General features: G+C 32.5%; 19 protein-coding genes. 11 read left to right on the top strand and 8 right to left on the bottom strand.

Features of this window, described 5'->3' with window-relative positions:
* Positions 1-79: 79 nt before the first annotated feature.
* Positions 80-745 (bottom strand): helix-turn-helix domain-containing protein, encoded by a 666-nt coding sequence (locus GMA11_RS09305; RefSeq protein WP_240332467.1) that lies wholly within the window; start codon positions 743-745, stop codon positions 80-82.
* Positions 746-864: 119 nt separating this feature from the next.
* Here GMA11_RS09305 and GMA11_RS04360 point away from each other — a divergent pair, with 119 nt between their 5' ends.
* From GMA11_RS04360 to GMA11_RS04320, 9 genes are all read left to right on the top strand, one after another.
* Entirely contained in the window at positions 865-1071 is a 207-nt protein-coding gene (locus GMA11_RS04360; RefSeq protein WP_163546002.1) for a helix-turn-helix transcriptional regulator, read from the top strand.
* A gap of 180 nt (positions 1072-1251) precedes the next feature.
* Positions 1252-1848: a Rha family transcriptional regulator gene (locus GMA11_RS04355; protein ID WP_163546001.1), complete on the top strand. Its 597-nt coding sequence runs from the start codon at positions 1252-1254 to the stop codon at positions 1846-1848.
* Between the two features lie 13 nt (positions 1849-1861).
* Complete coding sequence (locus GMA11_RS04350; protein WP_163546000.1) at positions 1862-2158, top strand: hypothetical protein; 297 nt, start codon at positions 1862-1864, stop codon at positions 2156-2158.
* A gap of 184 nt (positions 2159-2342) precedes the next feature.
* The gene (locus GMA11_RS04345; RefSeq protein WP_163545999.1) at positions 2343-2612 is read left to right on the top strand and encodes a hypothetical protein; all 270 of its coding nucleotides are present in this window, start codon (positions 2343-2345) and stop codon (positions 2610-2612) included.
* A 13-nt stretch (positions 2613-2625) separates the two neighbouring features.
* Positions 2626-2895, top strand: coding sequence for a hypothetical protein (locus GMA11_RS04340; RefSeq protein WP_163545998.1), 270 nt, complete (start codon positions 2626-2628; stop codon positions 2893-2895).
* A gap of 13 nt (positions 2896-2908) precedes the next feature.
* Positions 2909-3340, top strand: coding sequence for a hypothetical protein (locus tag GMA11_RS04335; protein WP_163545997.1), 432 nt, complete (start codon positions 2909-2911; stop codon positions 3338-3340).
* Positions 3341-3345: 5 nt separating this feature from the next.
* The gene (locus GMA11_RS04330; protein WP_163545996.1) at positions 3346-3579 is read left to right on the top strand and encodes a hypothetical protein; all 234 of its coding nucleotides are present in this window, start codon (positions 3346-3348) and stop codon (positions 3577-3579) included.
* Position 3580: 1 nt separating this feature from the next.
* The gene (locus tag GMA11_RS04325) at positions 3581-3997 is read left to right on the top strand and encodes a DUF4373 domain-containing protein (protein WP_163545995.1); all 417 of its coding nucleotides are present in this window, start codon (positions 3581-3583) and stop codon (positions 3995-3997) included.
* A 2283-nt stretch (positions 3998-6280) separates the two neighbouring features.
* Complete coding sequence (locus tag GMA11_RS04320; RefSeq protein ID WP_163545994.1) at positions 6281-6460, top strand: hypothetical protein; 180 nt, start codon at positions 6281-6283, stop codon at positions 6458-6460.
* A 376-nt stretch (positions 6461-6836) separates the two neighbouring features.
* Here the strand turns inward: GMA11_RS04320 and GMA11_RS04315 are convergent, their stop codons facing one another.
* Complete coding sequence (locus GMA11_RS04315) at positions 6837-7106, bottom strand: hypothetical protein (protein WP_163545993.1); 270 nt, start codon at positions 7104-7106, stop codon at positions 6837-6839.
* Between the two features lie 158 nt (positions 7107-7264).
* On the opposite strand from GMA11_RS04315, the gene GMA11_RS04310 reads away from it, so the two are divergent.
* Complete coding sequence (locus tag GMA11_RS04310; RefSeq protein WP_163545992.1) at positions 7265-8137, top strand: cation diffusion facilitator family transporter; 873 nt, start codon at positions 7265-7267, stop codon at positions 8135-8137.
* Positions 8138-8352: 215 nt separating this feature from the next.
* Positions 8353-8673, top strand: a complete 321-nt coding sequence (locus tag GMA11_RS04305) for a hypothetical protein (protein WP_163545991.1) — start codon at positions 8353-8355, stop codon at positions 8671-8673.
* A 57-nt stretch (positions 8674-8730) separates the two neighbouring features.
* On the opposite strand, the gene GMA11_RS04300 is transcribed toward GMA11_RS04305, so the two are convergent.
* From GMA11_RS04300 to GMA11_RS04275, 6 genes are all read right to left on the bottom strand, one after another.
* Entirely contained in the window at positions 8731-10671 is a 1941-nt protein-coding gene (locus GMA11_RS04300) for a fructose-specific PTS transporter subunit EIIC (RefSeq protein WP_163545990.1), read from the bottom strand.
* Positions 10672-10686: 15 nt separating this feature from the next.
* Positions 10687-11607: a 1-phosphofructokinase gene (pfkB, locus tag GMA11_RS04295; protein ID WP_163545989.1), complete on the bottom strand. Its 921-nt coding sequence runs from the start codon at positions 11605-11607 to the stop codon at positions 10687-10689.
* Between the two features lies 1 nt (position 11608).
* Positions 11609-12355, bottom strand: coding sequence for a DeoR/GlpR family DNA-binding transcription regulator (locus GMA11_RS04290; RefSeq protein WP_163545988.1), 747 nt, complete (start codon positions 12353-12355; stop codon positions 11609-11611).
* Positions 12356-12528: 173 nt separating this feature from the next.
* The gene (locus GMA11_RS04285) at positions 12529-13737 is read right to left on the bottom strand and encodes an ATP-binding protein (protein WP_163545987.1); all 1209 of its coding nucleotides are present in this window, start codon (positions 13735-13737) and stop codon (positions 12529-12531) included.
* A gap of 194 nt (positions 13738-13931) precedes the next feature.
* The gene (gene addA / locus GMA11_RS04280) at positions 13932-17657 is read right to left on the bottom strand and encodes a helicase-exonuclease AddAB subunit AddA (protein ID WP_163545986.1); all 3726 of its coding nucleotides are present in this window, start codon (positions 17655-17657) and stop codon (positions 13932-13934) included.
* Positions 17635-20958 carry a PD-(D/E)XK nuclease family protein gene (locus tag GMA11_RS04275; RefSeq protein WP_163545985.1) on the bottom strand — a complete coding sequence of 1108 codons (3324 nt, stop codon included), beginning with the start codon at positions 20956-20958 and terminating at the stop codon, positions 17635-17637. Before GMA11_RS04275 ends, addA begins: the two co-directional genes overlap by 23 nt.
* Between the last annotated feature and the right edge of the window lie 20 nt (positions 20959-20978).

Here is a 20978-nt window from a genome sequence, read left to right as displayed (position 1 = left end):
AAGTTGATAAGTAAGTTATTCCTCTATGGGTTTGTTGTCATCAAGGGTTAACGAATTAAGTTTATAATTCATATCAAAATTATCTTTTATTAGATAAATCAAAAAAGTTCATCATGTAGGGTTCTTCAAATTCCTCAGAAAGAACGGCATGCATATTTTGCCCTAATTCTATGATTGTTCTTTTTGTATTGTCTAATACTTGTTTTTGTTTGTCGTTAAGTCTTTTGTCGTGTTGTGTATCTTGTATAAACTTTAAAATAGGTAGTAGCTTGTCTTGTAACCTATTTAAAATAGTAAATTGTCCATGCCTTGTATATGCATGTACTTCTTCCTTTACTCTTTCTTTTAGTTTAGGCAATGATTTAAAAGATGTATGATTATTTGTCTTGCCAAAAATTTGGGTATATGCTGAATATTCTTTTTTAAACTCATCAAATACCTTTTGGCTAATGTAATCAAAATCAACATAATTAAAACCTATGCTTTTATAGAAATTTATTGTTGAATTTATTTCTTTTCTAGCTATTTCTAAGATATTACCGTATAGCAATTCATCAACGCTTATTTTATCAAGTTGTGCAATTTCTAAGAGATTTTTTTTATTTGGAAAGTTTCTACCTTTTTCCCAATTATTTACAGTGCCTTTACTAGTGTTGAAACGTTCACCGAATTGTTCCATAGTTTCCCCTAAGGATAGCCTTATTTGTTTTATTCGTAAGCCTACTTCTATATTACTCCTATTCATTTTTTACAGTACCTCCGTGTATATAATAACCTTTTTTTTAAAAAAAGTAAATGAAAGTATTGACAAAATGAAAAATAAATGTAAAATGTAGATGTATTCAAAAGTAAAGGAGCGTTTGTATGGATATTAAAAATAAGATAAAAGGTTACAGAAATATGTTAGGTTTAAATCAAAAACAAATGGGTGAAAAATTAGGGATAACAAAACAAGCATATCATAATAAAGAAGTCGGTAAGAATTATTTTAAAGACGAGGAAAAAATAATATTCAAAAACTTATTATTACCGTTATTCCCTAATATCACGCTTGAGGATATATTTTTTTAAAGAGAAGTATTCAAAAGTATTTTTACGGTTACAATTTATGTATCAAGGAGTTTAAAATAAAAAATGCACTCAAATTTTGGTCGAGGAGAGAATAAAGCGAGGTTGGATTTAAAATCCAAGCTATTTTACGGATTTTAAATCCGTAAAATAACCTAGAATAATTTTGAAAGGAGATAAAAAATGGAACTGGTCTATATAGACGGTAAGAAAGAGCCTTACACATTATCTAGTATCGTAGCCGATTGTGCAGACGTAAAACGACATACAGTAACACGAACGATACGAAAAAATATTGAACGTTTTGGAAAGGTTGGATTTAAAATCCAACCTATGAAAAGTGGGCAACATTCAAAAGATTATATTTTAAACGAACAACAAGCAACTTTATTAATAACATTTTTAAAGAACACCGAACAAGTAGCCGATTTTAAGGAAAAGCTAGTAAAAGCGTTTTTTGAATTAAGAAAAGAGGTAGAGAATTTCAAAATTTCTAGAGCATTAGAGAAACCTCAACGTAAAACGCTTATGGACGCTATAAAGAACTGGCGTTATAACAACCCATGGAGTTATAAAGCCGTGACGGACTTATTGCTAAAAAAGGTTACTGGATTGAATGCTAGGCAGCTAAGGGTAACAAGAAAAGGTAAAGGAACGGCTTTAGACTTGCTAAAAGCAGAAGAACTAAACATATATAGCAAGTATGAAAACTTAATCATTAGTTTAATTGAATTGAATACAGACTATGAAACAACTAAACAAATAGTATTAGGAGCATAAGGAGGTTCAAAAAATGAGTGCAACAACAAACGTTTTGCCATTGCAAGTCTATTTACCCGAGGAACAACAAAAAGCGTTGTACAGTTCATTTTTAGCGATTAACAGAAAAGCCATGCTACAAGCTAAAAGCGAGATATACAATCCAGCAGAACGATACGTCATACAAAAAGACTTAATGGAAAACTTCAACATTGGCGATAAGCAACTACAAGAATGGCGAAGATTAGGCTTAAAACGTATCAAGATAGGAAAAACGTATCGGTACGATATAGAAGATGTTTACAAAATCATTGAATTAACAAAAGAATAAAAAAGATTGCAACCACAGTCACAACCACAGTCAAAAAAGGATAAAAAAAGGCTTATGATAGCCCCACGCTACCATAAACCATGACACAAAAAAGAATATACCGTTGCGTATGACCTTTTTTGTGTATTGTAACAAATAAATCAAAGATGTACAAGTGCCACAATAAGAAAAGGAGAACAAAAACATGTTAACAGAAAGAGAAATGGACAAAATTATTCACCGTATCAGTAGTATCAGACTTCAACTAGAGATGTTTCAACACCTAGGAAACGCTATATCCTATGTTTCCATAAAAGAAACAGCAATGTTCGCATGTATGGCAGATAAGTTTTTCTCAACACAACACGAACAACTAACAAAATCTCTTGAGGAATTAGACACCATAATCCTTTATTTAAGCGATATGAACGATGAGGTATCCTTAAAAGAATACAGAGAACAAGAATTGTTATAAAGGAGATAAAAACATGCTAACAAAAGAAGAATTGAACGGTATCGTTTCACGGTTGGACGAAACAAAATTCATTGTAGAAATGAACAAACACATGGTCGATAGTTTAACCTATATATTTTTGAAAAATAAAGAAGTGTTTGCAAATTTATCACAACAGGTTATGGAAACACAATACGAACAACTAACGAAGATTGTTGATGTACTGGACAATATCGCACTTTGTTTGTCGGATATGTACGATAATGACCGATTAAACCAACATAGACAAAATAAAAGACTATAAACTGAGGTAAAACATGATAAATGAAAAATTAAACGATATAGACAAACATTATTTATTGATTGGTTTAGGCAAATGTGCCTTTATCAATGACGTTATAGACGAAGTGGAAAAAACAAAGCCATACAGTCAAAACTTAACCTATGCCGTTGCATTTAGATTATTAGAATTATTAGACGATAGATTAGCCAAGACATATACAAAAAAAGAACTGGAGTATATCCAAAAAGCAGACAGAGAAAAACAACAAAAACAAACAGACATAGCTGTTTTATCAAAACGTTATGGACAAAAACGAGCAACAAAAATTTATGACAACACATTTAATCATTGTTTTAACAAAGGGTATAGAAAGCCGAACAGTTTATCACAAGCAATCAAAATAATAGGCTATGACGTATACAACGACATCACAAGCAAGATGATGAAATCAAAAGAAAGAGGTTAACACAAATGACAAAAAAACGGAAAAAGAAATATGGCGAAAAACGTTTACTAAGGACAATGAAAAAAGATAAATACATCTCAAATGTTTTAAGAGAACTAGCAGACGATTTAGAAACATCAGAATACAACGACTTTGAACGATACGAGCCATACATACTCCATTTTAGAAATAGGGAAAATGATATAAGGGTACATTTAGAATTAACCACAATCACAACAGAAGATACGGAGGAAAAATAACATGGCTAGACCACTTGTACTCAACTTGAAATATTTTCCTTTAGATGTGAATTTCCTTAGCGATACGAAAATTAGAAGATTAAAAAGAGAATGTGGAACAAATGGTATTACTGTTTGGTTTGTGTTACTCACGATAATTTACGGAGATAAAGGGTACTATGTTGAATATGATGATAAATTAGATTTAGATATTTCAGAAGTGACCGATTTATCAGAAAAAGAAGTACATACAATCATTGAAACAACCATAAAAGTAAACTTATTTGATGAACAAATACACAAAGAGCATGGTATACTAACATCAAGAGGTGTTCAAAAAAGGTATATATGGAGTATGCAAGGTTTTAGACGGACTAAAATTTTTATAGAAGAACGACTAAATTTATTAAAGGATACGGACGTTGTTGAAACACTTTAAGAAATTGTATAATCATACAATTTTAACATTAGACAAATTCATACATAATAGCACCCTAAAACAAGTATTCTTTAGGGTGTTTTTTGTGTTGTCATTTGAACACTGTTAGGTGCTACATAACCAACCTTACGAAAATAAATTCATACCGTGAAAAAATATTCGTATACCTCGTGACGTTTTCTTCATGAGGGTAGCCACATTTTTGTGGGGAGGGGTAAGAAAATTATTGTAGAAAAAACTCTAGTTATTGCAAAATAAAATACAATAACTAGGGTTTTTTGCGTAAATAACTGGGGTTTTTGTATACAATAACTAGGGTTTTTGTAGTTTTTTGTGTAAATAACTGGGGTTTTTGCAATATAAATAAAAGAAAAGAAATAAAAGAAATAAAAGAAATAAAAGAAAATAAATAATAAAAAATAAAAAAAACAATCTCCAACGTCTTAAGACGTTGGAGTTATTTATTATTAGTTTATTTTAATAATATAAAAGGCACAACATCATAAACCTTTAGCAATTAACAATCTAAACGCTATTTTAACATTCAAGAATAACCTAGTGACTGTTTATATACCTAGAATTAAAAAAACGATAGCTAAATGACGTTTTTAGACAAGAAAGGTATAAATACATCAGACGATACAAAAATGCGTTGTAGGCATTATTTTTTAAGAATTAGGATAAAGGGTAAAATGCTCATGATGATTTAGGGTAGATATTTAGGCTTGAATACATAAAGGACGTCAAGCAAAGGGTAAGGGAAAAGGTTATATTTAACGTTTTGAAAAATTTGTAAATATGTTTTTATGCGATGTTTAGAAAACCCTTGTTTTTAAAAGGGTTCTAGCGACTGAAACATATTTAACACAATTTAAGATATGTAAAATATAATGCCCTTTTTTAGTGACTTTTCAACCCTAGAAAGATTTGGGTTTTTGTCATTTGAAATGACAAAAATATATAGACAAGGACGACCTATGGACGAAAAACTAGGGATAACAAAACAAGCATATCATCACGCTAGCAACATGGTTATGTTTGTATGTGAGAATAGGCTAACGACTAAATCTATTGCTAGAATTAAAAAAACAATAGCTAAATGCTATTTTCAGACAAGAAAGGTATAAATGCATTAGGCGATGTAAAAATGCGTTGTAGGTATTATTTTTTAATGATTTGAATAATTAACTAAGCTAGCTAGGGTTGCCGTTAGATTAAGTAATTCATTTAATTGTCTAACGGTTCATGTTTTAGGTTGATATAGACAAGTATATGAATACTAAAAAAACATTGTGTATCATCTTCAAAGACTGCTTTTTTATGTTGTATAAATCAAATGTTTTAGAATGAATATTTTTAATAATATACATTTTGTGTTGGGTGTGTTTTACATCATTAACTGTCATGTAGATAATAAGGGAAAGAAACATAAACGATAGATTAAATACAATAGGATAACGTGATTGTGTGCGTGTTTGACGTACAGTTATACGCATTGTGTATTGAATTGCTCTTATAATGCGTCTGTAAGCATGGCATGCGTTGCTATACGCTATAAAAAACTTTATAGATAGCCCCACTCAAAATTTTTCGTAATTATTTTCCACAGTGGGAGCGGTGAGGGGTCATGCCTGTTCAAAAATTCAAAAAAATTCTCGTGAGGGGGGGAGCGTGTTCAGTAGGAAATGTAAAACTTATGAAAACATACCAACAAAAGCATAATAACCCTTTTTTAAGTATCAATTAAACATAATGAATAATATGTTAATTGGGGATATGCCATACTCTAAAAAGGTTTTTAAATAAAGGTTTTTGAGGGAGTTCGTGAATTAAACAGAATATAAGATATGTTTAACTCAAGCTATGAAAGCAAGCGTAGCAAGGGTTTTGAAATTGCTACATTATGTTGAATTGGAGTGTAAAAAGTGCTAGAAACGTTATTATATCAACGTTTGTACCATTTGATTTTTTAGTAAAAAAATACATGTAAAAAAAGTGGTAAAAATGACACGACAATCAGCATATGCCCCCCACTCTAAAAAAAGTGTAAAGCGACCTATTGAAAACCGAGGAATAGGGCTTTTTCCAAGTGGGCGACCTTTTTTTAAAAAGGGGGTGAAAAATCATAAGTGTAAGGCTCTTTTATCGTCTATATAAACCATTTTCATTTTTTGAAACAGTGGTAAAGCACTTATGACAGCACATAAAGGCGTTTAAAGGTTGAACGTATGAGATTATGGTATAATAGGAGCATGAAAAAATAATATAAAATGAGGTGGTTGCATGGATACATTAGAAGTATTGTACTTGAAATATCGGCGTGAGGAAGAAGACATATTCTTCAATATGCAATTATTAAAAGATAAGCGTATTTGTGGGCGTTATGAAGTTATACAAGAAGTATTGAATATCTTGCAACCAATCATTAGAGAACGAGCAAACACAAAAGATATAGCTGTTTGATGATACAGTAACAGAGAACGAACAAAGAGAAAACAAACAACACAATAGCAAGCACTAAAGCATAAGCAAACCTATGTATACAGTCGCTCGTTATTGTGTTCTTTGTTTAATGCCCCATACTAAAATAATAAAAAAGCATGTGCTTATAGACCACGACTAGCCTTTCCTTGTACAAATACCCCTTTAAAATAAAAAACCTCATGCGTGAACATGAGGGCTTTTATATGTGTTATTATCCTTTTTTGACTGTGGTTGTGTGTATTGTTTTTGACCAAGAAATGACCAAGAGTTTATATAAAATGTAATTTTTTATGTGGGTTATCAATAGTGATAAACGTTGATATAACGCTATTTGTAAAACATTGTAAAATGTTATTTATTTCAAAATCGTAAATGCAACATATAAAACAATACATAATAAAATACTGACAATAACGATGCCCCAATTTAAAAATCGGTTCATATCATTTAATCGATTGATTTTATATTGTTCTCTTTCTCTTTGTTCTTGCTCTTTAAGATGTGCTTGGTACATCTCATCTAATAACTGTCTATCTTCTGGTGTTAATGTTTCAGGATCTTTGAAAAGCGTTTTTTCTTCTAGCTCTCGTTTTTTCCCATGATTTTTTTCCATACGTGATGCCAATATCATCACCTCACTGTTATGAATATTCTTTATTATAACATACTTTAAACAGATACTAAAACTATTCAAAAACAAGAAATTTTGATATAATAAAGACATCATTTAAAGCTACTAGAAATCACGTGGTTTCTAGTTTTTTCATGTAGAAAGGGATAAGTATGCAACTTAAAAACGACCATTTAACCCTCGCTGAACGAGGGACACTTATTAGTATCATTATCTATACAGTTATTGCATCACTAAAAATTATTCTCGGTACTCTTTTCAAATCATCGGCACTTTCCGCTGACGGTTGGAACAACTTTACCGACGTATTATCCTCCGTTGCCGTTTTTTTCGGTATCCGATTGGCAAAACAACCTGCCGATGAAGAACATCAATACGGACACTGGAAAGTAGAAGGTATTTCTAGTTTAATGAGTTCTTTTATTATGTGTTTTATCGGATTACAAGTATTATTCTCCTCTTTCACATCACTAGTTCAACAAGAAGAACCTAATTTTGATTTAAGCCTAGCAGCCATTGGCATATTCGCCAGTGCCTTAATGTTTGCAACTTATTTTTATAATCATCGCCTTGCAAACCGTATTCAATCCATGGGATTAAAAGCCGTTGCACAAAATAACTTAGCTGATGCATTTACCAGTTTATCAACCGCTATTTCTATTTTCTTTGCGGTTTTGTTTAAATGGTATTGGATTGATAGTATCATGGCGATTTTTGTATCTGCCTTTATTTTAAATACCGCTTTTTCCGTCTTTAAAGAAAGTGCCTTCGCTCTGTCTGATGGCTTTGATACCGAACAATTAGAACCATTTAGAAAACTCATTTTATCTCACCCCGAAATACATGACGTCCGCTCCATAAAAGCACGTCATTACGGAGCAAATATTTATGTTGACGTCACAGTTTTAATGAATGCACACTTAACGGTAAAAGAAAGTCATGATGTGACTGAAACCATAGAAAAAGAATTAAGTGAACAATTTGGTGTAACCTTTACCGATGTTCACGTTGAACCTTATGAATAAAAACAACGATGAAAAACTCTCTTAAAAAATATGAGTTTATCAAATGTTCCAATATTATCAAACTAGACCTCATAAAAAGCGTATTGCTCTAAAATCTTTATGATAGAAAGCAATACGCTTTCTATCATTTAAATAAAAACAAAAAACTCACTATTTCCACTCTATATATTCATATATTAAGTGTATAATAAATATAAGAAAGTGAGGAAATGACTATGAAAACAAAAAAATATGTTTTACTTACCTGTCTTTGTCTGCCGTTTCTTTTTCAACATAAAATAGAAGCAGCAACAAAACCTACCGGACAAACCATACACTTAAAAACAGGACAAACAATTTCCTATGACAATCATGCTATAAACGGTGGCATTCACTTAACAGAAAAAGAAAAAAGCCTTGTTGACAGTGTGACATTATATACACCATTACACAAAGGTACTTTTTATCACTACGGGCTATACAGTTCTATTCGTCTATTTTTCGATACAATGAACCTTGAACTAGGGCCTCAAAAAATAGGATTTTTTACGCATTAATCATAAATAAACGCTACCCATGGAAACGAATGTTTCCGTGGGTAGCGTTATGTTTTACTATGCTTTCTTTTTACCTACAAATACAATCAATAAAATTGCACCTAATAATGAACCAATAATCCATGCTGCAAAAAATCCAAACGGATTGATAATACCATTTGTCATTAAAGCAAAGAATCCACCATGTGGTACACGGCTACTTGCACCTAATAACATACTTAATGCACCGGCAACACCACTTGAAAGAGCTAGAGCAGGTATAACTTTAGCTGGATTTGATGCCGCAAATGGAATAGCACCTTCTGTAATAAACGCCATACCCATGACACAGTTTACTAATGCACTATCACGTTGAGATTCTTCCCATAAATCTTTTTTGATTAAAGCAGAGAAGAAAATTGCCATTGGCGGTACCATACCACCAACCATAACAGCTGCCATTACATCTGAACCAGCACCAGCCGCTGCTGTCGTTACTAAAGCTGTTCCAGTAGCATATGCTGCTTTATTGATTGGGCCACCCATATCAATCGCCATCATACCACCGACAACAAATCCAACAACCATTTTTAATTCTGTCGGAATAGAATCAATAAATGTTGTTAAACCATTTGTAATAGCTGCCATTGGTGCATTTAATACTAAAATCATTAAAAGTCCCATAATCAGTGTTCCAAAAATAGGGAATAAGAAAATTGGTTTTAAACCTTCCAATGATTTTGGTAACCATGCAAATGCTTTACGCAAGAATATAATAATACCACCTGCTAAGAAACCGGCAACTAATGCACCTAAAAAACCAGACGGTTGAATATGTGATGCTTCTACCAATCCATTGGAATCAGATAACACACCCGGATTCGCTAAAATACCACCCATAAAACCAACAACTAAACCTGGACGGTCGGCAATAGAATGACCAATAAAACCAGCTAAAACTGGTAACATCATTGCAAATGACAATTTACCTAATGTGAAAATAAATTGAGCAGCTACATTGTAAGACGCATCTTTTGGATCAAACGCATTGATACCCCAGAAGAACGAAATCGCAATAAAAATACCACCTGCTACAACGAATGGTAACATATGAGAAATACCATTCATCAAATGCTTATACGCTTTACGCCCTAAACTTTCATTGACAACATCTTGTCCCATTGTTTCACGAATATCTTCTGCTTTATAAATTGGTGCATCTGCCTTCATCGCACGCTCTACCAATTCATCCGCTTTATGAATACCGTCCGCTACTTTTGTTACGATGACAGGTTTACCATTAAAACGAGCCATTTCTACATTTTTATCAGCCGCAACGATAATCGCTGTCGCTTCTTCAATATCTTTTGCTGTTAAACGATTACCAATACCACCTTGGCCATTTGTTTCAACTTTAATCTTGATGCCTGCTTTTTTACCTGCTTGTTCCAATTTTTCTGCTGCCATAAAAGTATGTGCAATACCAGTTGGACAAGCTGTAACAGCTAAAACATACGCATCTGTTTTTGATGCTTCCTCTACCATTTCAGGTGCTTCTTCTGGTTTTTCTTCAAACTGCTCAATCACAGAAATAACTTCTTCTGGAGATTGTGCATTTAATAAAGCTGTTTTTGCATCCATATTCATCAATACTTTTGATAAACTTGCTAAAGCTTTCAAGTGTTCGCCACCTGCACCTTCTGGAGCAGCAATCATAAACACTAATTTAGCAGGTTGACCGTCAAATGATTCCCAGTTAATCCCTTGTGAAGAACGTCCAAAAACAATCGCTGGTTTTTGAATAGAAACATGTTGTGCATGAGGAATCGCAATTTCATCTCCCACACCTGTTGTGGATTGTGCTTCACGCTTTTTCAAGTTTTCTACATACCCCTCAACATCACTTACACCTCCAACTTGTGCAAAGCGATTTGCTAAAACGGATAATGTTTCTTCTTTTGTTGTTGATTGCAAGTCTAATGTCATTGCATCTTTTATAAATAATTCTGATAATCTCATATATATTCCTTTCTACTATTGTATTTTAGTCACTGTTATTTGTGGTAATAATGTATCAATCAATTCTAATGTAGCAATACCTACCGAAAATGCTGTTGCACTTCCCGTAGCTGCACCTTGTTTAAGTGCAGTCATATAATCTCCTGTTTGTAAGTAAGAGGACATAAATCCTGCCAACATAGAATCCCCTGCTCCTACCGAGTTCACAACCGTCCCTTTAGGTACATTAGCCGTGAAAATCTGACCGTCTGTTGTGACTAACAAAGAACCCTCTTTCCCACGAGAAACAAGTACATTTTTTGCACCTTGTTTTTGTAATTGTCTTGCATAGTGGATAATTTGTTCTTCACTATCAATCACAACATCAAACAATTCACCTAATTCATGATGATTTGGCTTAATAATAAATGGTTCATACGGCAAACATTGTGTTAATAATTCTTTTGTTGTATCTAGTACTAATTTTGTACCTTTTTCTTGACATAGTTTAGCAATCATCACATAATGTTCACTTGTCATGCCCGGTGCTTTATTCCCTGCTAAAAAGACTGTGTCTTCATTCGTCAAGACATTTTCAAAATACGTGTACAATTCTTCAAATTTCTCCTTTGAAACGTATGCACCATTCGCATTGATTTCTGTTTCTTCTTGACTTTTTAATTTCACATTGATACGTGTAATACCGTCTATCTCAATACGTTTCACTATAATATTGTCTTTTTCTAATTCTGACTGAATATACGTTCCTGAAAAGCCACCTAAAAATGCGACTGCTGTATTCACAAATCCTAAACGTTTTAAAATAACAGACATATTGATACCTTTGCCACCGGCAACGTAATTTTCTCCTAGGGAGCGGTTTAAATCGCCCAAGGTAACACTCGGTACATTTATCACTAAATCAACGGCTGGATTAAATGTAATCGTATAAAGCATGTTATCCCTCCTTCACTGTATAAATATTGTGGTAACGCTGATATTTTTTAGGACAACTATCGACAACCAACAAAGTATCTTCAAACGTCGCAAATTGATGAAATGATTTTTTATCGAATTTTGATGAATCGGATACAATAATTGTTTGATTGGCATGATTTTTCACGAGCTGTTTAATCATTGCCTCTTCTGAATCGGGCGTTGAGAAACCAAACGAAAAATCAATACCATTTGTTCCTAAAATAGCCATATCGAATTGATATTGTTGTAATTGCTGTAACGCCACACTCCCAATAATAGCTTGTGTCGTTTGTTTTAATTGACCTCCAACTAATAACGTTGGAATACCATATTCTAACAAAGCACTCACATGATGTACCCCATTGGTAATCACTTCATGCTTTGTTGCACTTAAAAAAGGAATAATATTGTGTGTTGTTGATCCCGCATCTAAATAAATTCTTTTTACTTGCGATAAAAAGTGCGTTGCAACATATTTACCAATCGCTTGTTTTTCCTTTGTATACCACGCTAATTTATCGGTCAGTAAACTTTCTTCACTAGACGGCGTTAAACATTCTGCTCCACCATGTACTCGCTTTAGTTTTCTCTTTTCTTCAAGATACTGTAAATCTCGTCGAATGGTTGCCTGTGAACTTTTTAATGTTTCCACAAATTCAAGTACCGTGACACTCTTTTGATGTGCTAATAAGTCTAAAATCAAACGATGTCTTTCCGTTGCCAACATAAAACAGCCCTCCCTTTCCTATGCACCACCTATTATAACGATTTCTCAATCAAAATCAATCATTTTCAGTCATTTATAATCATTATTTTGACAAAAAATAAGGAAAGATAATGAGATTGTCTTTCCTTATTTATGTATTCTATTCAAAATACTTATTTATCATAAAAACATGCTTATTCACACAACCAATCAATAATATTCTTTTTTTCTATTCCGTTATAATTGGCACTTGGTTGTATTGTATCCATTGTTAATAAATATTTTGGAAATTGATCATTGATTTCTCTTAATGGACGTAGCTCCCGTTCAAGTGTTTCGGGTGCTAAAGTTGTTTCACTGACTTGATAATAAGCATACGTTCCTTTATCTGTGATAACCACAAAATCCACTTCATATTTCCCAACATTTCCAACATATACCTTCGCATATTTTCTACGCAATTCTAAATACACAATATTTTCTAAAAGATGTCCAAAATCTTCCTGATGATCTGGTAATAATAGATGTCGAAATCCTAAATCGACAGTGTAATATTTTTCTAGACGTTGCAATAACTCTCGCCCTTTTACATCAAAGCGTGGAACAGCATAAAAAAGTAGACTATCTGTTAATGCTTCAAGATAATTTTCTAAAGAACTATGAGAAATCGTCACATGTTGACTTATCAATGTATTTTTTATTTTATTGGTTGATACTAAGCTTCCAACATTACTCAACAATGTTCGAATAATTCTTTCTAATAATGACGTATTAGGATTTCCTATACGTGATACAATATCATTCACTAAAACAGAATGATAAATACCTCTTAAATATTCCACACGTTCTAAAAAGTTTTCTGTTTGCAAAAGATATGGAAAAGCACTAAATGCGTATTGATTAAAAGCATCTGATAGTACAATATGGTCTTGTTTATTTGACAATCCTTGTATGTACTCTGAAAAAGATAGTGGTAGAACTTCTAATTCAACATAACGTCCTGTTAAATTAGTTGCTAACTGACTACTCATAAAATAGGCATTTGAACCTGTCATATAAATATCCACATTAGGTTTAATAAACAAACTATCTACTACTAATTCAAAATTAGGTACATGTTGAATTTCATCTAAAAAAATATAACATTTTTTATTCTCTATCAAACGCTCTTGAATATACGCATACAATCGTTTAAAATCACGCAATTCATAAAAACTTAAATCTTCAAAATTCACAGAAATAATTTGTTCTTCGAAAACACCACTTTCCATTAAATTTTTTTTGAAAAGTGTAAACAAAACAGATTTCCCAGCACGTCTAACGCCACTCACAATTTTAATGATTGGTTTATCTTTATGTCTTTGTAAAAATTCAAGATACATAGGTCTTGATACAAATTCCATATAATCACCTCAAGATGATTATACATCAAAACACGATTATTTTCAAAAATTTGAAAATAATCGTGTTTCAAGATATAAATTTCTATTTTTTTGTAAATAACCTATTTTTAATAATGCTATTTCCAAAAATTTAAAAATAAATAACACACCCCGCCAGCTATGCCTAACAGCATAGCTGGCGGGTTATATCTAAGTTAATCAACTAAAACATTTTCTCCAATACTTAATAAACATAAATATTTTTTTGTAACCGGCTTATGTAAAATAGAGGTTAAGGCTGTCGCATAAACATTCATTTGTTGACGATAACGATTCATAATGGTTTCTACCGTTATATTTTGTCCAATATAGTCTGTTTTAAAATCATACAAAATAATCTCATCGTCGTATTCTATATAGCCGTCAACAACCCCATGTATCAACACTTTTTCATCTGTTTTTTCCATACTTTGAAACAGAAGATGTGCATTGACCGCTAACGAAAACGGCACTTCTCGGTGTAATAATCTCTGTTGTTTCAGCATTAACTGCCCTAAATCCGTTGAGAAGAAACGCAAAATATTATAACGATTTATTTTTTCAGCAACCTCTTGTGTCATTAGCCCTTTTGAAACGAATTGATTAATATGTGTATCAATCGTCTGCATTGTAACAGTCTGTTCTAAAGATATTGTTTGCATAACTAAATGAACAGCCGTTCCTATCATTGTATTTGTTACCGTATCTTCCTTCATGAACATGGGTACCATTAAATCATCACTAACATAGCGATTACCTTGACCTAAAGGTTGCATCTCAAGCAAATCTGGATCTTCTACCATACGCTTCAATTCAGATACTGATTGATAGGTTGTCGTTTGCACTTGAGCCATATATGGATACACATGCTCAATCGTTTGAATAATATCTTGCATATCCTCCGAATGAGATACGTCTATTACCTGCTCCTGCACCCATTCAGTCACTGTTTTTATATCAGACACTTCGGATTGGTTTATCATTAAATCCTGTTCTTTAAAAAATTGAATGGTAAAACGAATCGGTGATTGTAACAGTACAGTTGGATATGTATAGACTGGTAAATAATTATTTTCTGCCATACGATGACGCACTAGTGCCATATTTATCCAAGATAATGCACTCTGACTAGATAAACGACTTCCCGAAGGTAACACAACTTCATTATAACTAGCAATACCGGATAATTTTTCCCAATAATCTTTTTCATTGACACAATTTCCAACTAAATATAATTTTTCTTTTGCTCTTGTTAATGCCACATATAATTTACGCATTTCTTCTGCCAATAATTTTTTCTCTTTATATCGGCTCATGCCAAAACGAGCAAGTGTCGGAAATTGAAATTTTTTCTCAATATCAAAATAGTCTGTACCAATACCATATTTTTCGGTAAAGACATAGCTGGATTGACTATCTCTTTTATTAAACGATTTATTCAAGTCTAATACAAACACGACTGGAAATTCTAAACCTTTACTTGCATGAATGGTCATCAACTTAACAACATTTTCATTTCCAGTAGACAAAGATGCTTCGGATAAATCTTTATCTTTTTCTTGCATTTTTTCAATAAACTGAACAAATTGGAACAATCCTTTAAATGCCGTTTGCTCATATTCCCTTGCCCGTTCATATAAAGCATGTAAATTCGCTTGTCTTTGTCGACCAGACGGCAAACCTAATACATAGTCTAAAAAATATGTTTCTTGATAAATATGCCAAATTAACGACACTAAAGACTCTTTTGTTGCCATAAATCTCCATGTATTTAATCGTTCCATAAACCGTACTAATTTCTTATAAATCGCTTCATGAAAAGCATTTTGAGGTAATGAGCCACGCTCAAAATCAGCAACAAAAGATTGAACAGCTTCATAATATCCACTGGTACGTTGATTGATACGAATAGCTGCTAAGTCATTTTCATCTAATGCAACCAATGGAGAACGTAAAACAGAAACAAGTGGAATATCTTGATGCGGATTATCAATTATTTTTAACAATGACATCATAATCATAATTTCTGTTCGTTGGAAATAAGTTTCTGCTTCATCAATCTGAATCGGAATATGATACCGATTAAAAATTTCTTGAATGACAACATTATTTTTCTTTGTCGGCACTAATAACACAATATCAGCATACGTAATCGGACGTTGCTTAAATTTACCATTTTCTTTTTCTGTACTTTGAACTAAAAATGTTGATTGTATCAATCGCTCTATTTCCTTGGCAACCATCACGATTTCACCTTCTGTTTTTGTATCAATTTTAAACATTTCTGATACATCCATATCCAGTTCTTGTTCTTGATGTGTTTCTTTTTCATATAACAAAACAGAAAGTTCATATCCACTACCATCTGCATAAGCCTGACTTCCTTGAACAAGCATGGCATCATCGTCGTACGCCATATCTCCAACTTGTTGATCCATAATTTGTTGAAAAATAAAATTCGTAGCATGTAAAACTTCCCCTCTTGAACGGAAATTTTCTGCTAAAATAATACGTTTTCCACCTTGTTCATTTCCAAAAGCAAGATATTTTTCTAAAAATAAACTCGGATCAGCTAAACGGAAAGAATAAATAGACTGCTTGACATCACCTACCATAAACATATTTTTCCCGTTGGTTAAATACGATAAAATAGTTTCTTGTAAACGATTGACGTCTTGATACTCATCTACCATAATTTCTTCAAATAATTCTTGATATTCTAAAGCTACCGGACTAATATGTCGGTTTCCATTATGCATCGGTGCTAAAATAGACAATGTAATATGTTCTAAATCACTAAATTCAAGCACATTATACTCTTTCTTTTCTTGTGCATACGCCTTTGAAAATAAGGTCACAACATCAATCATTTCATCAATATACGGCAAAATCTTATGCAATAAATCAAGGTGAACCTGCTCTTGACAATAAAAAACAGCTTCAATCATATTCTCTACCGTTTTTTTCGCTTTATCACGATATACTTTAGCCTGTTCCGAAAATTCTTTTACATCGCTATCTTTTTTGATAGACGGAAAACGTAAAAATTCAATTTGTTTTATTGCCGCATAGACACTATCATAATCCTTATTTTCAACTAAACTATTTAAAACATACTCTATCAACACTTTTTCATCAGAGAGTAAACATGTGACTTTATCCAAACGTTCATCCCCATTTAAGCATTGTATCCCTTGCTCTAATTGAAAAACCGCATCCTCTAACATAGAAATAACATAAGGCTTAATAAGTGATTGAAATAAAACACTGTCTGTTAAATTATCCATATTATATAAAGACGCTAAGCGTTTCAACCATTCATCTGGATTGGCATTTGCTCTTGAAAAATCATACAACGAAAAAATAAGATCTGTTAGTTTATCATCATACTTATCACTTGAGTAAGCTTTTGCCAACTGTCTAAATGACTGTCTATCATAGAGCTTTTCTTTTAACTCATGCCATACTTTTTCTTTTAAAAGCATGATTTCTGTTTCATCTGTCATCAATCTAAAAACAGGATCCATATCCACACTAGCAAAATGTTTACGAATCACTTTTAAACAAAACGCGTGAATGGTGCTTATATTTGCTTGTGGCAACAATCTTAATTGCATTTGTAAATGACGCTTTGTATCGACATCTGTTTCAATATTGATAACATTTTTTAATTCTTTTTCGATACGCTCACGCATTTCTTTAGCGGCTAATTCTGTATAGGTCACGACAAGCAATTCTTCTATTTTCGTTCCACGTCTTAATTTTTCAACAATACGCTTCGTTAAAACGGTTGTTTTCCCCGAGCCAGCAGATGCTGAAACTAAAATATGACTACCCGTTTCATAAATTGCCTCCCATTGCGAATCTGTAAAGGTTACATTAGTTGGTTTGACTGGTATCATCTGCATTCACTCCCTTTTCTTTCATTGCTTGTAACACATCTTCTACTGACAATAATTTTCGATATTGATTTTCTGGTAAAGTAGCATCAAATAAAGAAATACTTCTAAACTCATTTAAAGACGGTGTAAATGGTTCATCTTTAATAGGTGATAAAGGAATATCACCAGCTAAAATGCGTTGCCCAGCTTGTTTTATTTTCCATATTAAAAAGTCAAAAAAAGTATCTAGTGATTCTATTGTTGGCATAGTTTTTGTTTTATTAAATGTATTTGATTTTGTTAAACCGACCTTATAAAACATCGATACATCTGGGATTTTTTCCACATCTTCTACAGATAATGATAAAATACCATTAAATTTTTCTTGCGTATATGCCAAATCCGTCATATCGAATGCTTTGGTTTTCACTCTTTCATAAGGATAGCCTACATGATAATAAAAAGCACCCATCGTTTTTGTGTTTTCTAAATGCAACTGCTTTTTATTTTGTTCGAGCACATATAAATAGGTTATCAATTGTAACGATAATCCCTCATAAAAACGGCTTAAATCAAATTGTTTTGCACTTGATTTATAATCAACAACACTTAAATAATCCCCATTGACAACATCAATCCGGTCTATTTTCCCTCGTAAAGACAGCGTATAATCCGATAACAAATCAATTTTTGGTAAAATCAGTCCTGTCGACCCTTTTGTGTCAAAAACTTGTTCCGTCGCAATAACACGTGTATTGGTCTGCTTTTTAGCTTGATATAATTGTTGCATCACGTGTGTCAACGTATCCGTTAATAATTCTTTTGAAAAAGCCATACTTTTCGTCATTTGAAACAATCGGTACTGTGGTTTATCAAAAACAGTCGTCAATGCACGATCAATCAATGTATCAATCTCTTGTTCGTACTGCTCCACTTGTTCAAAAAATATATCCAACGTATCATGAAAAACATTCCCTACATCTGCCGGTGTTAAAGACAACACAGGTCTTTCTTTTAACTTTAAGCCATACTGTAAAAAATGACTGTACGGATCTTTGAAATAACTTTCTAATTGAGAAACAGATAAGTATAAATGCCCTTGATATAACTCTAAAGCATTCTTTAAATGAACCGGAACATTGCGATACTCAAAACTCTTCATCAATGGCTTAAATACTTCATGATAAGGCGTCGTTTGTTGCATAAATGCAATTAAGTATCTATCTATTAAAGATAAAGTACTATCCGTATCATAATGTGTTCGTATTTGTTTCATTAAATAACGTATCACTTGTTTGCTTTTTCCTAATAATTGAGGCGTCATTCGTGTATCAAAACGCTTTTCTAACATTTCTATATATGTCGATTTTTGCTCATGTGTTTTTGGATAAAATAAATATAATTGTTCTGTTACACTCGCCAATAATTGATACACAACAAAAGGTTCTACCATTGTGCGATCAAGCGTATCTAATTGTAAATAATGCCCCGGTGCTAACACTTGCGTTAACCGATGTCTTTCTTCGTCTGATAACAATGTTTTATTATCATATATTTTTGGAAATTGACTAGACGTTGCTCCTAAAACAAAAATCATTTTTTTAGTCGTGGCACGTCTACCGTCTAAACTTGAAATAGTGACCGTATCCAATGTAGGAGGTACTAAACTATACTCCGCCTCTTCAAAGCCACTCGATAATACCGTATAAAATGTTTGTAAATCAAATGGTATATTTCCTAGAACCATCACAAATTCATCTAATAATTGGATAAACGTCTGCCATGCCTGTTCATGTTGACGTGCTTTTTCCAACTGTCCTTGAGCAATGAAATCATCTCGCCACTGCTTTATTTTTGAAACTACTCCATGCTCCTTACAAAGCATGTATAAAGCAACTGCTGCATCTTTCATCGTACTTGCCTGCTCTAATGTTTCAATATACGGAAGCAATATACCGACAATACGTTCTCTTATATGTTCATACTTCCATTGTTCCTTATCCTCAATCCACCAACGTTTTCCGACATAACCATTTGCTAATAAATCATTTTCAAACACATCAATATCGTCTTGCGCACCTATCTCTAATAAATCTGATCGCAATAATCGCATCATATCCGCATATTGCCAATTTCGTTTTTGAATGGCATATAAAGATGCTAAAAATTCTGAAATAGGATGTGATGCCATGGTATCAGCATTATCAATAAAATAAGGTATTTGGCTTTCATGACACAAAGGTTTTAAAATCATTTCATAATCTTCAACTTGTCGCATCAAAATACTAAAATCTTTATAACGATAGTGCTTTGTCGCAACCAATCTACTTATCTGATTGATAACGGCTGTTACTTCTTCTTGTTTAGTGTCATACTCTTGAATAAATAAAGCGTCTTGTTTTATTACATCATTATCTTTTCTTTCAACTGACTGAAAGGCTTCTTCCCAAAAAGAAACTATTTTCTGCATATTTTCACTATAACGCTCATATCCTTTTGTGACATCAACTTCTGAAATACGTACACTATTTTCTTGTGCTAATTGAATTAATCTTTCTCTTGTTATCATTGGAATAAGCGTTAATGGTGTTTTTTCCTTTGCTTTTTTGGATAGAGGCAATGTTACTGATACCTTGTATGTTTTTTTCATTAAAGCAAGGATAATTTGTTGTTCCTTTGCAGAGAAACGTTCAAAACCGTCAATATAAATGGCTGTATTTGATAAATCCATTGTATAAATATGCTCGGCTAATTGGGTATATAAATCTTCTTTCTCAATATACTTACCTATTAATTTTTCATTAAATGCTCGATACAAAAGCATTAGTTCTTGCATCTTCACATACATATTTTCTTGGCTTTCTGTTGTATCACTCGGTTTTTCTTTAAAAAAGGTATAAAAATCTTCTTGTGAAATGGCACCCGAACGAAATTCTAAAAATAAATCTGTTAACTGCTTAATAAACCCTTGTTTATTAATTTGTGTACGATAAAAAACCAATTCAGATTGTTTTTCCAATAAAACATGACGAACAAGCATACTTAACCCAATTTTACTTAATTGCTGTTTCACAAGAACACCCGTGTCTTTCAATAAATACCATGCCAATCTTGAAAAACTATAAATTTGTATATCAATACTACCACTTATATCCTCATGATGTAATTGCGTTAAAACATTCATTTCTGAGTCGAATTTAATATGCTCAGGTACAAGATAAAATACTTGTTTTACTTGTTTTTGTTCAAGCAACGCTTTCATATCTGCTACACACCACGCTTGCTTATTCGTTAAAATATTTCCTAAAACAAACTGTAACATCCACGCACCTTCTTTCTCTA

Origin of the sequence: Granulicatella sp. zg-ZJ, from assembly GCF_010892355.1 — a bacterium.
GTDB lineage: Bacteria > Bacillota > Bacilli > Lactobacillales > Aerococcaceae > WM01.
The sequence above is the reverse complement of the archived record's forward strand: the minus strand, read 5'-3'. Positions and strand labels throughout refer to the sequence as shown.

Excerpts from the sequence above, each read along its gene's own strand:
- GMA11_RS04285 (WP_163545987.1), bottom strand. The coding sequence starts at position 13,737 with ATGGAATTTGTATCAAGACCTATGTATCTTGAATTTTTACAAAGACAT.
- GMA11_RS04290 (WP_163545988.1), bottom strand. The coding sequence starts at position 12,355 with ATGTTGGCAACGGAAAGACATCGTTTGATTTTAGACTTATTAGCACAT.
- GMA11_RS04330 (WP_163545996.1), top strand. The coding sequence starts at position 3,346 with ATGACAAAAAAACGGAAAAAGAAATATGGCGAAAAACGTTTACTAAGG.
- GMA11_RS09305 (WP_240332467.1), bottom strand. The coding sequence starts at position 745 with ATGAATAGGAGTAATATAGAAGTAGGCTTACGAATAAAACAAATAAGG.
- GMA11_RS04275 (WP_163545985.1), bottom strand. The coding sequence starts at position 20,958 with ATGTTACAGTTTGTTTTAGGAAATATTTTAACGAATAAGCAAGCGTGG.
- GMA11_RS04325 (WP_163545995.1), top strand. The coding sequence starts at position 3,581 with ATGGCTAGACCACTTGTACTCAACTTGAAATATTTTCCTTTAGATGTG.
- GMA11_RS04300 (WP_163545990.1), bottom strand. The coding sequence starts at position 10,671 with ATGAGATTATCAGAATTATTTATAAAAGATGCAATGACATTAGACTTG.
- GMA11_RS04340 (WP_163545998.1), top strand. The coding sequence starts at position 2,626 with ATGCTAACAAAAGAAGAATTGAACGGTATCGTTTCACGGTTGGACGAA.
- GMA11_RS04310 (WP_163545992.1), top strand. The coding sequence starts at position 7,265 with ATGCAACTTAAAAACGACCATTTAACCCTCGCTGAACGAGGGACACTT.
- GMA11_RS04335 (WP_163545997.1), top strand. The coding sequence starts at position 2,909 with ATGATAAATGAAAAATTAAACGATATAGACAAACATTATTTATTGATT.
- GMA11_RS04320 (WP_163545994.1), top strand. The coding sequence starts at position 6,281 with ATGGATACATTAGAAGTATTGTACTTGAAATATCGGCGTGAGGAAGAA.
- addA (WP_163545986.1), bottom strand. The coding sequence starts at position 17,657 with ATGATACCAGTCAAACCAACTAATGTAACCTTTACAGATTCGCAATGG.
- GMA11_RS04345 (WP_163545999.1), top strand. The coding sequence starts at position 2,343 with ATGTTAACAGAAAGAGAAATGGACAAAATTATTCACCGTATCAGTAGT.
- GMA11_RS04350 (WP_163546000.1), top strand. The coding sequence starts at position 1,862 with ATGAGTGCAACAACAAACGTTTTGCCATTGCAAGTCTATTTACCCGAG.
- GMA11_RS04355 (WP_163546001.1), top strand. The coding sequence starts at position 1,252 with ATGGAACTGGTCTATATAGACGGTAAGAAAGAGCCTTACACATTATCT.
- GMA11_RS04360 (WP_163546002.1), top strand. The coding sequence starts at position 865 with ATGGATATTAAAAATAAGATAAAAGGTTACAGAAATATGTTAGGTTTA.
- GMA11_RS04305 (WP_163545991.1), top strand. The coding sequence starts at position 8,353 with ATGAAAACAAAAAAATATGTTTTACTTACCTGTCTTTGTCTGCCGTTT.
- pfkB (WP_163545989.1), bottom strand. The coding sequence starts at position 11,607 with ATGCTTTATACGATTACATTTAATCCAGCCGTTGATTTAGTGATAAAT.